This window comes from Streptomyces sp. NRRL F-2580 (assembly GCF_000720115.1).
Lineage (GTDB): Bacteria > Actinomycetota > Actinomycetes > Streptomycetales > Streptomycetaceae > Streptomyces.
This window is the reverse complement of the sequence record NZ_JOIR01000134.1, coordinates 1-271: the sequence shown is the minus strand read 5'-3', so window position 1 is coordinate 271 and position 271 is coordinate 1. Positions and strand designations below refer to the sequence as shown.

Annotated in this window: 1 rRNA gene; it reads right to left on the bottom strand. The window is 53.9% G+C overall.

Annotated features, from left to right (window positions below):
* A 5S ribosomal RNA gene (gene rrf, locus IF88_RS42745) occupies positions 1-97 on the bottom strand; the annotation flags it as partial.
* Positions 98-271 lie beyond the last annotated feature (174 nt).

Here is a 271-nt window from a genome sequence, read left to right as displayed (position 1 = left end):
CCCACAGGGTCCCCCCTGCAGTACCATCGGCGCTGAAAGGCTTAGCTTCCGGGTTCGGAATGTAACCGGGCGTTTCCCTAACGCTATGACCACCGAAACCCTATCGGTTTCGAGCGAACAAGCACACTTTGTAGTTATGTTCTAGCTCTAGAAACCAGCAACTGTTCGTTGCTTCAGAACTAACACAGTGGACGCGAGCAACTGAGGACAAGCCCTCGGCCTATTAGTACCAGTCAGCTTCACCCGTTACCGGGCTTCCACATCTGGCCTA